The sequence below is a fragment of the Polaribacter sp. Z022 genome, from assembly GCF_023555495.1.
GTDB lineage: Bacteria > Bacteroidota > Bacteroidia > Flavobacteriales > Flavobacteriaceae > Polaribacter.
The window spans coordinates 423,028-439,335 of record NZ_JALCZO010000003.1 but is presented as its reverse complement, the minus strand read 5'-3'; the positions used below and the strand labels follow the sequence as shown (position 1 = coordinate 439,335).

Below are 16,308 nucleotides of genomic sequence, written 5' to 3'. Positions count from 1 at the left end.
AAAAACAAATGTATTAGTTACATCAATACTATATCAAGAGGGAATTTTAATTATTCTAAATTATAACAGTAATTGTATAATTCTTTAAAATGTTCTTTCATTTTTTGCTTAGCTACTTGTGGTTTTTTGTCTTTAATTGCATCAAATATTGCTTGGTGATCAAGTATTCCTCTCTTAGATAAACCAGCATCACAAACATGGTGTTTTTGAAAATTAGTAATAATTTCTGGAGTAATAATTAACATAAAAGTATTCATTGTACTATTACCACTAGCTTTAGCAATTGCTAAATGAAATAATAAATCTTCTTGTACAGCTTCTTCACCATTATTTACTTTTTCTTTATATGCTAAAAGAGCTTCTTCTAATTTTAGTAAATCATCTTCAGTTCTTCTTAAAGCGGCTAATCTAGCTGTTTTTAATTCTAATAAAATCCTAGTTTCTACTAAGTCTTTAAATTCAGGTTCATCTAATCTTAAAATATCTTCAATCATACCATTCATAGCTATAGCACCAATATTTGCTACAAATGTTCCACTTTGTGGAATAGATTTTAATAAACCGTAAAATTCTAATTTTTGAATAGATTCTCTAACATTACTTCTAGATACTTCAAACTTTTCAGATAACATTCTTTCTGAAGGTAGTTTGTCTCCTGGTTCTAAGTTTTTTAAGATAATAAGATCTCTAATTTTAGAGACGATATCTTTTTGAACGTCAGAATTTTCGGATTTAGTTAGTATCTCTAATTTCATGTTTTGTTAAATTATGTTAATTTTAATCGGCTAAGATAATTTTTTTTATTAATAGTTAATAACTTTAAAATTACACACATTATAATTGTTTAATTATAATGTGTGTAATTGTATAAAATCTATTTTAGAAACCTGGTGTTATGATGTCTATATTATCAAAAAACACTTCGTTACTACTATTAATTGCTTTTAGAGCTCTTACATAAATAACTGCTTTATTAGCAGAAGCTTTAAATGAAAAAGTAGTTGTAGTAAAATTATCTACAGTAGATGAAGATTTACTAGGATTATAATCGTTTGTAATTTGGAAGTATTTATCAACGTCTGCATGATTTACATCTGCATCAATATCATCTTCTGTAGTTATTTCTTTATTTAAAATAAATACATCAGTTGTAATACCCTCTGCTTCTGAACGAGATTGAATAGTAAATGTATATTCTACACCTGCTTCAACTTGTACTACTTGATATAATCTACGACTACTATTAGAAAGCTTAACACCTCTTGTTTTAGAACCGTTTACATAATTACCATCACTAGATGAACCAGGTTGCTCAGAACTACCATATTTTCCATCAATATATGCGTCTAAATCAGAATTATACCATCCATTAGGGTTATTTGTAGCATCAAATCTGTAAGGACTTATAATACCACCATTTAATGTGCTATTAGGAGTCATATCCCAAGAATCTGCATTGTCACTTGTATTTGACGAGTCTGATCCTGATCCGTGAATTTCACATGTTCCGTTTTGAACAATTACTTTAAAAGTTGGTTCTACACCACCAACAGGTACAGCTTTAGTGATACTTCTAGAAACACCTGCGTCATTTTTAGTTGTTAAAGTAACGTTATAAGTACCTCTTGTAGCATACGTATGTACAGGATTAACATCAGTAGATGAATTACCATCTCCAAAATCCCAGCTATGAGATACAGCTAATACAGAAGAATCTGTAAATGTTGCAGTTAAAGATGAAGTTTTAAATGTAAAATCTGGAACTGTAGATAGTACTAAACCTTCAATATTTTTTGAAACTGAAACTTTTACGCCTAAAAAATTAGTAGCAGTTAAAGTTGCTACAAAAGTATCTGCTGTTTTGTATGCATGTTTAGGATTAAAATTTGGGTCTTGAGTAGTGTCTACAGAATCCCAGTCTAAAGTATCTCCATCACCAAAATCCCATGTTAATTTATCAGCACCATCAGTTAAATTCTCGAAAGTTACTTCTGAATCAATTTTAGAGATGTTAAAATCAACTAAAATAGGAGAAACATTAGCAGAATCTACTGCTTGTAATCCATCTGAACTTTTTGTAGTTAATTTAACTTTATATAAACCACCTTTTGTATAAGTATAGTCTGGGTTTGCTTCTGTTGATGAATTTCCATCACCAAAATCCCAAAGATAAGATACAGCGTCTGTAGAATAACTTCTAAAAACAATAGACATGTTGTCATCTGCTTTAGTACTTGTTGTAAAAAGTGTACTTGGCTGAATGTTGTTTATATTTCCTGTTGGAGGAACATATTCTTCATATCCATTATCATAACATGATACTAGACCTAAAAATATGGTAGATAGTACAAGGATACTAGTACTTATTTTTTTAATTAATTTATAATTCATAATCTTAAATTTTAGAATCTATTTATTGTTTAACAATTATGTCAAAAGCATCTAATCTACCTTCAACTCCAGGAGAGTTTGTAAGTAAAATTATTACTGATTCATGATCTCCAGCTTCAAAAGTAATTGCATGTTTTTTGAAAACATCTTTAACTCTACCAACATTATTTTCTGTTCTAGTGGCAATAATGTTATCCGCTAATTTTGCTTCTGCAAGAGTAGTTGCATTAGGACTAATAATAGATACTGTTATGTCTCCATAAGCATCTACATTTAACGCACTAAAGTAAGATAATACATATTCTGCACCAGGAGTTACTTCTATTTCTTGATAACCAACTCTTGTTCCATCAGCAGGAAATTTAGCTGCTTGGTAACCATCAGGTAATATACCTAACTCAGATTTTGTGTTAATTTGAAATACACTTCCCCATTTAGAACTACTAGGAGCTCTCCAAGAATCTCTACCATCTCCAGTACCATCAAATAAAGTACCATCATCAAAACTAGGTTCTCCAATTTCTGGAACAGGAATTGTAGGTACTGCTTGAATTACAGTAACTAATTTTTCTGTATATGCAGATTTTCCAAGGTTATCTGTTACTGTTAAACCAACAGTATATGTACCAGGGTTTGGAAAAGAGAAGATTAACTCTCTGTCTTGAAAAGTTGCAGCGTCTAAATTTGCAATTTGAGTTTCTAAATCAGAAACATTTGAAGCAACTTCTTCAGTAACTTCAGATTTTGCAGTTTCTAATTGCACTTTTAAATCTGCAATTGTAGCTTCTAAAACTGCTACTTTAGCTGTATTAGATTCACAAGGAATTTTAAACTCTAGTTTAGCAATCTCTTTTTCTAACGCAACAACAGTGGCTAATTGAGCATCTATTGATTGTTGTAAGATTGGTAAATCTTTGTTTATTATTGTTACACCATCAGAAGGAGTAACAGACCAATCATATTGAGTTCCGTTTACAGCTAAGTTAGAACCAGCTTGAAAGTTAAACTCATATTTAGCCCATAATTCTACATCATTACAGTCAAACTCAGAAGAGCTTACGTCTGTTAAATTATAAAAAGGCGTTGGTGATGTAAAGTCTTCTAAATCTCCTACATCAGGTAAATCATCATTTACACAAGATGTTAGAGATACAATTATCCCCAACACAAGATATTTTAAGTTATACAAATATTTTTTCATAATTATTTGATTTTAGTATCCACTATTTTGTGAATAAAAATTAGGTAAATTGTCTATTTCTCTTTGAGGAAAAGGTAAGTATTTCTTTTCGCTAGTATAGTTTAAACTATTTTCAATTGAAAATTGTCTTAATACATTATCTGCTTCTCCAAAACGAATTAAATCATATAAACGTTGATTTTCATAAGCAAACTCAACTCTTCTTTCTTCTAATAAAGCTTGTTTAGTTAAAACAACTACTTCATCAAGACCTGCTCTTAATCTTACTTTATTATAAGCATCTATAGCTCTAGAATCTGTAGTAGAATCTCCACCTGCTAAAATTGCTTCTGAATACAATAATAGTACATCTGCATATCTTAAAACTATCCAGTCATTATCTCCAATTTCTCCATCTGTAGGAAATTTTGCAGTAAAAGTATCATTTGTAATATCTGCAGGATTATAAGATAAAGCTTTAATACTAGCATAAAATCTTACAGGTTGTAATAACGGATTCATTACATCTAAAAAGTCTAAAGTAGCAATGTTAACCCCATTAGAAGGACCTTGTAAAGTCATAGCAAAACTATGAGATTCAGAATCTGTTTCTACTTGATCATCTAAACCACTATCACTAGTAGCATAATTATCACTACTAACTAAATCATAAGCAATAGAAAATATAACTTCGTTATTACGTTCTAAACCTGGGTTATTAGACCAATCTCCATCTAAAGCTCCATCAGAAAAACTGTCAGAAATTTCATTTCCAAAAACATGACCAAAATCCATTACTAAGTTTGCATGATATTCTGCATCTGTTAATAAATCTATAGAAGAATCTAAAGGATCTGCATTAAATTCAAATTGCTTAGCATTAGATCTTTCTGTATAAATTAAGTTATAATTATAAGAAGCACTGTTTTCTACAACTGAAGCTAATAAAAGTTCTGCTTCTACATAATTAGGATTTGGTTGACTTAAATATGCTTTTGCAGCTAAACAAATAGCAGCACCTTTAGAAGGACGATAACTATTTACTTCTGCTCCATTTAAATAAGCAATTGAAGTTTTAAAATCGTTAATTATTTTTTCATAAACAACTTCTTCTGCTAATTGAGGATAGTTTAATGCTTCTTTAGTGGTTACATCTAAAACTTTATCTATATAAGGTATGTTTTGATATGCTCTTACTAAATTGAAATGACATAAAGCTCTCATAAAATATGCTTCTCCTACAGTGTATTGTTGATTTTTAGGAGCTAAAAATCTATTATCAATAATTGTATTAGCATGTTTAATTGCATGCATATTATTAGAATAATATGTAGCAACATCACCATTATTTGGGTCTACATTATAAGCACTAATTGCAGGAAAGTTTCCGTTTTCTGAATTAGCTCTTACATTGTCTGATCTTAATTCTGTTAATAAGAATTCGTTTGCTGGTACTTTTTGGTATGCATCTAAAATTCCGTTTGATAATGCTTTAAAACCATCATCTGTTTGTAACAACTCTTCTAATGAAAGTGCAGTTGGATTACTAAGGTCTAATTCTGACTCACAGCTTGTTAATAAAGCTAAGAAAGAAAAACCAACTATTATATTTTTATATATATTTTTCATAATTAATTAAAATTGAAAGTTAATTCCTGCAGAGATAGTTTTAACTACTGGACCATCTCCTCTTTGATAACCTGCTGTAAGAGGTGTATTTGCATTACTAGAAGTTTGACCTGCTGCTTCTGGGTTAAATCCTTCATATCCTTTAGCAGTAAAGAATAATAAGTTTTCTCCAGTTAAGTATAATCTTAATTTATCAAATTTATATTTTGATGTAATAGATTCTGGTAATGTATAACCTAAAGTTAAGTTTCTTAATGCAACAAAAGAAGCATCTTGAATATGATCATCTGTAAATCTTCTATGAACAGTTAAATCTCTATCAGGGAAATTAGACATTTCGTTTACTGCAGATTCACTAGCATAATAAAGTTGGTCTAAATCTGCAACTCTAACTTCTGCACCATGAGATCCTTGTAATTGGAAAGAGAAATCGAAATCATATAAAGTAAAGTCTGAATTGAAACCCCATTCAAAATCAGGATAAGGACTACCTAACTCAGTTCTATCATCATCATCAATTACACCATCGTTGTTTAAATCTTTTACATAAACATCTGCATAGTCATTGTTAAATCTATTAAAAGGATTATCTACCCATTCTAAAGGAATTTCTTTGTCATAAACCCATCCATAAAAAGATGTAATTGGTTGTCCAACTCTTGCAATAAACTCTGTAGGTCTTGTGTCTTGATCAATTCTAGAAATAATTTGTTCATTATTTCCTAAACTTTTAACTGTGTTTCTATTTAAAGAAAACTGTCCAGAAGCACTCCATCTAAAGTTTTCTTTAGACATAATTCTTGACGTTAATTCTAATTCTACACCTTCGTTTTGAACTTCACCAAGGTTTTGTAACCAGTTATCTGTACCATAAGTTGCAGAAGATGGAGCAAAAAGAAGTAAATCTTCACTTGTTCTAGTATAGTAATCTGCAGTTAAACTTACAATTCCTCTACCAAAAGTAATATCTACCCCAGGGTTAAATTCTATTAATTTTTCCCAACCTAAAGATTGATTAGCTAAAGTAATAGCTTTTACACCTGTATTTCCATTATAACTAATTGTACTAAAAGACTCTTCAAATCTGTAAAGAGATTCAAATACGTTATTTGAAATTTGGTTAGAACCAGAAATACCATAACTTGCTCTTACTTTTAAGAAAGAAATTAAGTTACTGTTAGATAAGAAATCTTCATTAGACATTACCCAACCAACAGATACTGCAGGAAAGAAACCAAATCTATTGTCAGATCCAAATCTAGTACTACCATCTGTACGTGCTGATAATTGTACTAAGTATTTTTCATCATAATTATAATCTAATCTACCAAAATAAGAAACTAATTTATCAGAACCATTATCTGTATAAGTTGTTCCTCCATCTGCAAGAGCTATGTTGTTATTAAAATCATTAGTATAACCAACAGCTTCTGTTTCTTGTCTGTAAAAATCTCTTTGAGTATACTCAAAACCTAATACAGTATTAAAGTTGTGTTTTTTATAGCTTTTATCATATTTAAGAATCGATTCAAATGCAAATTGATTTAATTCGTCTCTTCTTTCTAATCTATAAGCTTCTTGATCTCTATTTTCTTGACCATATAAATAATCTGCTTCATTACTCTTATTGTGTCTAAATACACCAGATACAGTTTGTCTAAAGTTAAGACCATCTGCTAATTTAAAATCAATATAAGAAGAAGCATTTAAACTTAATTTTCTCTTAGTTCTAGATCTTTCTAAAAAGTGAACTAAAGGATGTACATTTTTAGTAGTTGATAATGTTAAACCACCAGATGTTAAAGGACTAGCAACAGGAAGACCTGTTACTGGATCTCTAAGAATAGATCTTGGGTTATTTGGGTCTTTTGTAAATACGTGATCAAAAGCTCTAGAAAAACCATAACTACCAACACCTAAGTTTTCGAATAATTTACCAGCATCTGTAGAAGTACCAACTTCTGTAGAAAATTGAGTAACATATTTTAAATGCTCTTCATTTAAATATAATGGAACGTGACCTAATTGTCTTAATGGATCAGTAAATCTTGCAGGCAATTTATCTTGGTCATTGTAGTTTACACGTAAACTAGCACCATATTTAATTTTTTTGTTTTTTGATTTACTATCAACTTTAATTCTAGCATTGTATTTATTAAAGTTATCAGTTAAAGCAATACCTTCATCTTCAAGAAAACCTAAAGAAGCAGTATAACTTGTTAACTCTGTACCACCTCTTACAGCAAAAGAATGACTTTTAATAAAACCTCCATTAAATACTTCATCTTGTAAGTTTCTTTCTCCACCACCTAAAGAAGCAATAAATTCCATAGCTTCTAATTCTGCATAAGCTGTATCATAATCACTATTAATTCTATCATAATTTATACTAGTTGGAGAAATAGCATTAACAGTACCTTGTAAAGAATTTAATCTAGCTCTTTCTTGAGCAATTGTAGTGTTAAAGTTGTCATTATTTTCTGCATACTTATAACCCGTAAAAGTGTTGTAAGAAAATTGAGTTTTACCAGAGAAACCTTTTTTAAGAGTAACTAAGATTACACCATTTGCACCACGTGAACCATAAATTGCCACAGAAGAAGCATCTTTTAAAACACTAATAGACTTAATGTTATTGTTATCAATAGATGCTAAAATATCAGAATCTGTACCTAATACTACACCATCAACTACAATTAATGGAGAAGAAGAACCAGTTACAGAACCAGGACCTCTTAATGTAATTTTAGGGTCACCACCAGCTTCAGAAGACGTTACTTGTATTCTTAAACCTGCAACTCTACCTTTTAAAGCATCTTCTACACGAGCCACAGCTTGGTTTTGAAGATCTTCACCAGCTACTTTAGTTAATGCACTCGTTACGTTTTTCTGTTTTTGATTACCATAACCAACAACAACAATTTCGTCTAGAACATTAGAATCTTCTTCTAGTGCTACGTTAATTGTTTTTTGATTTGTAAAAGTTACGTTTTTGGTTTTAAAACCTAAATAAGAAAACTGGATTACATCTCCAGATTTTACTTTTAGTTTATAATTACCATCAAAATCAGTACTTGTTCCTTTTGTTGTACCTACAATCATAATGTTGGCACCTAAAATAGGTTCTCCATCAGCTATAGATGTAACATTTCCTTTTACTGTAACACTTTCTTGAGCATAATTAAAGGCACTAAAAAGAAGCATTGCAATAAATACTAACTTAATTTTTAAGTTCATTGTTATAGTTTTGAATTGTTTTAATTTTTTAATATTTTTTAAAAATATTATTATTCAATAACAATCAAACTTGATTGTTATTGAATAATCAACTGGTTAACCAGTCTGGTTTACCAAATATAGGTATATATTTTGGGAATTAAAAAAAAATGTTAATCATTTCATAAAATCCTAATAATAGGATAAAGTTATTTATAAACTTTTCTCTTATTATTTTTTGAAAATATATTGGGGGATATATTGAATAAAAAAATGAAATATTTTTAATTATGATTTGTCACCAAAATAAGCTGGTCCATCACCAGTTAAGAAATCTTCTCTTACAGGGCTAAAAGTGTCAATTAATTGTCCTTCTTCTAAACAAATTGCACTATGCAATAAATTTGGCTCAATATAAACTCCATCTCCAGCTTCTACAATTTGTTTTACTCCATCAATTTCAAATTCAAATTTACCAGAAACACAATATGTAGCTTGTGTGTGAAAATGTTGATGAGGAGATCCTAAAGCACCTTTTTCAAATTTAACACTTACCATCATTATTTGGTTATCGTAACCTAAGAACTTTCTTGATACTCCACCACCAAGTTCTTCCCATTCCATATCTTTTGCTATGACGTACTTTTCACTAACTCGTTTCATTTTTTTCGTTTTTTAAAATTAATTTAATTGTAATAATAAGAACCTACCCATTTGTAGTTCTTGTTGTTTATTTCTATTGAATGTTTACGCTCTTTAGAATTATCTTTATTAGAGATAATTAAAATTTTATTTTTATTGCTTTTTGTTAAAATATTAACGGCAGTATATGCTTCTGTGTCAAAAACTATTTCTAAGCTTTTAATATTAGAATAGGTGTTTAAAGCTAATTCTGATACATAGCTATAACTACCATGAGATTCTATTACAGAAGCAAAAGTTGTGTTTTGTGCAATTCTTCTTAAAATATAAGTAGGATCTTTTCTTAAATTATAATCAGGATCATTTGCTCCAATTCTACCCAAAATAATTTCATCTGAAGTATTTGTAGTTGATGTTAATGAGTAAAACTGTTTGTTATTCATCCAAGAAAAAACAATATTTTCTGAAGAAGGATTACCAGAAGCCTCTTTCCATAAATGCTGGTATCCATTCTTTTTTCCTAAACTATTTAATGTAGTATTAGATTTGTAATCTAAATTTGTAGTAATTATTTGACCTAAATAATAGTAAGGTAAATCGTATTGATTTTTCTTATTAGATTTTACTTTAAATAAATCTACAGTAAAAGGTTTTTCAAAATCAGCATCATTAATAATAGCAAATGTTCTAAGCATTTCTGTACCTGGATATGCATTTTTTTCTGAAGCACTTATAATTTGAACGTTCTTATCAGAATCATCATAAAAATGCAATACTGGATGATGTTTACTACCAATTTCATATTTACCTTTAAAGTGATTTTCACCATTTAAGGTAAGTGTGTTATGTGCTATTGTTTGTTTAGCCCAAGTTTTGTTTTCTTTTAAGTAGTTTCCACCACCTTTTTGTTCAATATTTACAAAACGAGATAAACCATAATCTTGTATTACTTCATTACCATCTTCATATAAAGAAAAAGATAATTTATCATAATGACCATGACTAGAACCTTGTGATGCATATTTGTAAACTAATTCTATACTTTCGTTTCTTAAAATTCCAACACCACCTTCTGTACCATCTTTACCATCAGATAAATTGATAGATTTTTTTTCAAAAGGTTTTTCTAAACCTTCTTTAATTCCTAATGCAATAGAAAAACCAGTATCATCTAAAACAACTCTATCTTGTTTTTTTGCAATACTTAATAATTCTGGATTTTTACCACCATAATGATAAGCAATATCTACTGCAGAAACTAAAGCAGCTGTATAATAAGACATACCTTTTTGACCATCATTTAATGGAAAAAAGTTTCCATTTGCATCTGTTAAATTAATTAGTGCATCTACAGCTTTTAATAAAACACCGTCTTTATATTCTAATATTTTTAATTCTGGTTTTACATTTTGTAATGCTTCAGCAAAAATTAAAAACGGATACATTGCATATCTTTGATAATAAGGACCTTCATTATAATATCCATCAGGAGAAAATGGTTCGTCTAAGTTTCCGTAAAAACCAAGTCTTTGACCTTTAACCTGAATTAATCCACCATCATTATCTTTCATTCCTTCTTTTAAATTGTCAACCTTTAAACCGTTTAAAGCTTTTTCTAATAAATCATCATTATCCATCACTAAAGCAATCATACCAACAGCAACATTACCCCAAGTACTGTGGTTGTGAACTCTATTAAAAAATTGAGGATTACCTTCAGAAATATAATTTGCAAAAGGAATAAATAAGTCTTTTTCTAAAATGTCTCTTTCTTCTTTACTTAAAAAGTCATAAATACAATCGTAAGCTTGTGCAGTATATACTAACCAATTTGAATCATTTAAACATTGCCAAAATAACTTACCTCTTGCATAAGATCTAGGTTTTGGATGAATTGGTAGAGTAGGGTACTGTTTAGCGTAAGCAAACAACATGTCTTTAACATATTGTGCATATTTATCATCATTTAAAATTTGATATAATACACCTGCTTTTTGAAGTAAAAAGAAGTTTTTTTTGTGAGTTTCGTGAGTATAACCTCCAGAATAATCTTTTGGAATAGGTACTTCAAAACCTTTTTCTATTTCAGCATCAATTTCTTTTTTAGTTGCAGCTAAAGTTTTATCAAAAATAGGAATGGTTCCTAAATTAGCTCTAATATCTTTTACACCTTGCTTTGTTAATATTAATTTTGGGTGAGAACTTTTTGCTGTATTAGTTTTACTATCTGTAGTCTTATTACAAGAAATTGTAACAGTTAATAACATTAAAAGTATTAATTTAAATGATATTCTTTTTTTTAATTTCATGCTAAATACTGTTGTTTTGAAGTGAATTTAAAATTGGTTAACCAGTTTGGTGTACCAAATATATGTCTATTTGTTATTTTTACAAAATATTAACATACAATTTAGTGATTTTGAGGACTAAAAGTGATTAATATCAGTTTTGTTATTCTAAAATTAAGATTTTGTAAAAATAAAAAGTAGAGATAAAAAAAAGTCCATTTAGTTAAAAATGGACTCTTTTTTTTAAGTAAATAATTCAAACTCTACTCAATAATAATCTTTCTTGAAGCTACAAGATCATTGCTCATAACTTTTAAAACATAAACACCTTTTGCAAGATTAGATACGTTTATAGTGTTGTTTTTTGTGTTTGCTGAAGAAACAACTTTTTTTCCAATTAAATTGTAAATTTCCATACCAGTAATTGTTTCGCTAGTAGAAACTGAAATAAAATCGTTTGCTGGGTTAGGGTATATGCTAATTTTAGAAGAAAAGATATCGTTTACAGAAGCAGTTGCTCCTAAATTAACTAACGATAGATTATCTACTCTAACCTCAGTATCTCCATTCATCCAACCTTTATCTTTACCTGAATCTCCATGAGATGTAGCATCATAAGGTCCTACAGCTCTAATAAAAATAGCTATACTAGTTTCTGAACCCGTGTTAAATGCTAATTGCGTCATTGAGTTTTTATCAGAATTTCCAGGAGGAGCTACAGTAGTTCTTGCAACATGGTTATTAACATTATCTGCTTCTGTTAAAGAAGCATATCCAAAACCATCTTGTTCTGCATCAGCTGCAGTTGCATAAGCAGGCGTATAACCATCTACATACGCACTTCCTTTTAAGATAATAACTTCTATATATTGGGTTGATGTTGTAGTTCCATCAGAATACCAATAATCTAAATCTAAAGTATAATCACTGTTTGCTTCTACAGCAATTTCTTGATAAATACCGTCTGACTCATGGTTGTCAAATTTTACAACATCATTACTGTCTTTTGTTGAAGACTCTGCTTGATCAGCAAGACTTTTGTTTATCCAGCCAGAACATGCACATGCTGACCCCGAATTTTTGTCAATTTTGTCAAAATTAGGATTTATAACTGTTGGTTGTGTTTGTGCAAATAAAGATGCACTTGCAACTAAAGCAATAAAAAGTAATGTTTTTTTCATAAGTAAAGATTTAAAATGTTAATAGTTAATTGGTTTACCAAATTGGTTTACCAAAAATACAAATAAAATTGAATAATAAAAATTTTATTATACTAAATTTAAATAAATGAAAGTTAGTTTGTTAAGTATTATTACAGAATACTTAGTTATATTGACTTTAAAGCAAAAAAAAACCTACAAAAATTAAATTTTGCAGGTTTGATTTTTTGTTAGTTGTGTTGTTAATACATTAACTTTTGTTTCAAATTTTCTTCAGTTTTAATTTTTCCTGAATTTAAAATTGTATTATTAGTCTCTGTATTGTTTTTTGCTCCCCAAAGTAAAGCAACCAATTTAACGCTGTTGTTTTTAAAGGTATTATCTTTTAAAGATACATTTACTATACCTCTATGGTTAATTAACAATCCATTTTTTTCAGCAGCTCCTGAGTTAGTAAATGTTGAGTTTTTTACTAATAAGTTACCACCAATTGTAGATTCATCATAACCACCTCTATAATAATCAATCACGTTTTGTTTAACGTTTGTAAACTGACAATTATCTATCGTTAAATATTCTGTATTATAATCTCCTCTGTCATTAGTTTCTTCAGACAATTCAATTCCGTTTTCACAATTAGAAATTGCCGTATTTGTAAAAGTAATTTCTTCAGAAAAAGATTGTTTATAAACTTTTAATGCATAGTTAAAATTGCTGATTTCTGAATCTATTACTTCTAAACCAAAATGATTAAACATATTCTCTTTTAAGCTAGCAAAAGCAAATTGAGTTTTTGTTCCTTTTAATGAAATGTTGTTTAAAGTTAATTTACCATAAGGATGTAAAGCTATTGCTGGTGTATTTGCAGCACCTGTATATAGAATTTCAGCTTTTCCTTTAGATTGAATAGTAATTGGTTTGTTAACTATTAAAGATTCTGATAATTTGTAAGAACCATCATTTAATTCAATTATATCTCCACTTGCTGCTTCTTTTAATTTTGAAATTAATTCTGAAACATTAGTAACTGAATGTGTTGTTGCTTCTTTAGGTTCTACAACATTAGAATACCAATCTGCACCATATTTAGTTTTGTCTAATAAATTTAAATTGATATTATCTGCACTTAAAATAGCTCCAATTTGATTTGAGTTTTTTCTAGGTTTTCCTAATAAATCGTTAGTAATAGTTTCAAAGTCGAAACCACTATATGTTTCTACATCTTTAAAACCAGATGTTGGTACAGAAATATTAGTTCCAATATCTGTTAACGTTAAATCTTTAGTAATTAAACCGTGAGCATTTTTAATTTCGACACCATTATTATCTATAATATTGCTAGCAAAAGTTACACCATCAGCTTTATCGTGTTCAATAATTGGACTTGCATCACCAACAGAATTATAAATAACATTGTTTACTACTTCTGTTCTTAAAGGTCTTGCAGATCTAATTTCTGATTTTGGCAAAACTGCTGCTTGTGCAATGTTTGTACCTACTCCAAATTGAAATGGAGAATCTGAATCTACAAAAGTATTGTAAGCAATTACAACATCTGTAACTTGGTTGTATCTGTTTAATGGTGATTTAGGAATACCATTCATAATAGCTAATGGACTTCTAAAGTTTTTACCTTTAATTTTGTAAAAAAGGTTGTTAGTTACCCAATGACCAGTGTTTATAATTCTAATACCACCAAATTGATCATTTACACCATCACCAATAAAATAATTTCCATCTACAGTTACATAGTTTCCATGTCTTGTAACTACAGAACCTTCACTTTTATAAAAGACATTATTTTTTATAATGTTAAAGTTTGTTTTACTTGAAATTATTTCAACTTCACCATTACATTCTTCAAATAAGTTATTTGCAATTGTTGTATTACTTGGAGACATAGATGTAAAACTACTTCCTAATTGTATAGTTTCTCCTCTTGCTCCACCTTTTCTTGGTCTTGGACCAAAATGATTGTTTACAATTTGATGATAGTTTCTAATACTTTGATTTCCTTTTAAATCTACTCTTACTGTTGGTCCTCCATTTGTTTTACCTGCTAAATATGAGTTTTCTAAAGTGTTGTGTTTACCATAAAATTGAACCCAAAGATTGTCTTTGTCTCTTTCTAAATTGTTAAAATCTAAGATTACACAATTTGAAACACTAGAGTGATTTGCAACATCTTTTTTACTTGTTCTAAAAGCAATTACATTTTGTGTTGGTGCATGCCCGTTTCTAAAAAATAGACCACTAACTTTTAAATAGTTTCCACTTATACTTAAGTTAGAAACGCCTTCAATAAATACTTTACCTGGAGTTTCTGCCTTTAAAATAATTGGTTCTTCTTTTGTACCTTCTCCTTTAAATGTAATTTTTGCGTCTGTGTAAGTTCCGTTTTTAATAACAATAACATCACCTGCTTTTGCTTTTTTTGTTGCTTCTACTAAAGCTGCAGTATCACTAACAAAAATTTCGTTTGTAACTTTTTGATTACAAGAAACTAATGTTAAAAATAAACTGATGATAAAAAATAAATTTTTCATAAAACGTTTTAAATGGATTAATGAGTTTTTTAAAATTGGTAAACCAATTTGGTTTACCAAATATATGTACTTAATTTGAGTTGATGAAATATTATATAAATTAATCTTTTTCTAAATTAGTATTAATCTAATAATAAACAGTTGGTTTTAAGAGTTATATTAAATAATGATAAAAATTTATTATTTAATATAGCATTTAAGAACTTTTATAATTTTTGTATCTTTTTTAAAAACTAAAAAATAGAGTCCTTTAGAAAATCCAGAAACATTCAACTTGTTTTTGTTTATTTTATTGGTAATTGAAATTTTTCTTCCAGTATTGTCATAAAATTCTATTAAATTAAAGTTTTTAGAATTCTCATTTTTAAATACAATTTCTTTAGAAGAGTTAGACATTAATAATATTCTTTCTGCCTTTGCTTTTAAAACATCAACAGAAACAATATCTTTTATTTCTTCAATGCTAAAATCTGCATATTTTAAAATTTCATCTTGTAAATCTTGTTTGTTTTTTAAACTTCTATAAATACCCCATTTTGGTCTAGCAAAATCAGCTCCATCTTGCCAGGTATCTAAAGGACTATTTTTGTAATTAAAAATAGTTTTTTTAGTTGCTACATTTTTTATTTCTATAGCATAACTACCTTTATTTCCGTAATTTATGATTTCAGTAACTTCAACCCATTTTCCTTTAAATAGATTTAAATCTACTTTATCTAAAGTTTTTTGACTTTTAGTTGAAGTGTATCTTAATTCTAATTTATCTGGTTTACCTTTTCTTAAAGTTAAAGAAATCATAGGTATTGATGCATAAGGTCCTCCAACTGCTTTAATTTGATGTATATGTGTAAAACTAGATGAAGGTTTAAAGTTTTTAGGTAATTTAAATTTCCATTTATATTCTACTGTTTCTCCAATATTAGCTTTTAAGTTTTCAGGAGAATCTTTATATGTTTTAATTTCATTTCGTTGTCTGTCAAATTTTTTACAACGATCATTATCAGGAGAAACATGAATGTGAAATAAAAAAACATCCTTTTTTAATTCCTTGTCATAAGCTTGTGTAATATGATTTCCAAAATCTGTATGATTACAATCGGGTGTTTCAATAACACTTCTATTAGGGTTTGCTAAAACTCCATTTATTAAACTGTAGGTATCAGTTTTTGCATCGGCCTTTAATACTGTTTGACCTAAAGCAAAATTAGATAAAAGTAATAAGTATAATAAAAGTGAAAATCTATTTTTCATACTGA

Annotated in this window: 10 protein-coding genes; all 10 read right to left on the bottom strand. The window is 28.6% G+C overall.

Features of this window, described 5'->3' with window-relative positions; all coding sequences use genetic code 11:
• Nucleotides 1-50 precede the first annotated feature (50 nt).
• Nucleotides 51-755: a FadR/GntR family transcriptional regulator gene (locus MPF13_RS08855; RefSeq protein WP_249982139.1), complete on the bottom strand. Its 705-nt coding sequence runs from the start codon at nucleotides 753-755 to the stop codon at nucleotides 51-53.
• Nucleotides 756-879: 124 nt separating this feature from the next.
• A complete protein-coding gene (locus MPF13_RS08850; RefSeq protein ID WP_284041177.1) occupies nucleotides 880-2,391 on the bottom strand; it encodes a PKD domain-containing protein in 1,512 nt (503 codons plus the stop codon).
• 22 nt (nucleotides 2,392-2,413) lie between these two features.
• Nucleotides 2,414-3,592, bottom strand: coding sequence for a hypothetical protein (locus MPF13_RS08840; protein ID WP_249982138.1), 1,179 nt, complete (start codon nucleotides 3,590-3,592; stop codon nucleotides 2,414-2,416).
• A gap of 12 nt (nucleotides 3,593-3,604) precedes the next feature.
• Entirely contained in the window at nucleotides 3,605-5,200 is a 1,596-nt protein-coding gene (locus MPF13_RS08835) for a RagB/SusD family nutrient uptake outer membrane protein (RefSeq protein WP_249982137.1), read from the bottom strand.
• Nucleotides 5,201-5,206: 6 nt separating this feature from the next.
• Nucleotides 5,207-8,437, bottom strand: coding sequence for a SusC/RagA family TonB-linked outer membrane protein (locus MPF13_RS08830; protein WP_249982136.1), 3,231 nt, complete (start codon nucleotides 8,435-8,437; stop codon nucleotides 5,207-5,209).
• Nucleotides 8,438-8,704: 267 nt separating this feature from the next.
• Nucleotides 8,705-9,079, bottom strand: coding sequence for a cupin domain-containing protein (locus MPF13_RS08825; protein WP_249982135.1), 375 nt, complete (start codon nucleotides 9,077-9,079; stop codon nucleotides 8,705-8,707).
• 23 nt (nucleotides 9,080-9,102) lie between these two features.
• Complete coding sequence (locus tag MPF13_RS08820; protein ID WP_249982134.1) at nucleotides 9,103-11,367, bottom strand: alginate lyase family protein; 2,265 nt, start codon at nucleotides 11,365-11,367, stop codon at nucleotides 9,103-9,105.
• A 242-nt stretch (nucleotides 11,368-11,609) separates the two neighbouring features.
• Nucleotides 11,610-12,527, bottom strand: a complete 918-nt coding sequence (locus MPF13_RS08815) for a T9SS type A sorting domain-containing protein (protein WP_249982133.1) — start codon at nucleotides 12,525-12,527, stop codon at nucleotides 11,610-11,612.
• A gap of 221 nt (nucleotides 12,528-12,748) precedes the next feature.
• Nucleotides 12,749-15,052, bottom strand: a complete 2,304-nt coding sequence (locus tag MPF13_RS08810; protein WP_249982132.1) for a chondroitinase-B domain-containing protein — start codon at nucleotides 15,050-15,052, stop codon at nucleotides 12,749-12,751.
• Between the two features lie 180 nt (nucleotides 15,053-15,232).
• Nucleotides 15,233-16,303 carry a heparin lyase I family protein gene (locus tag MPF13_RS08805; protein ID WP_249982130.1) on the bottom strand — a complete coding sequence of 357 codons (1,071 nt, stop codon included), beginning with the start codon at nucleotides 16,301-16,303 and terminating at the stop codon, nucleotides 15,233-15,235.
• Nucleotides 16,304-16,308 lie beyond the last annotated feature (5 nt).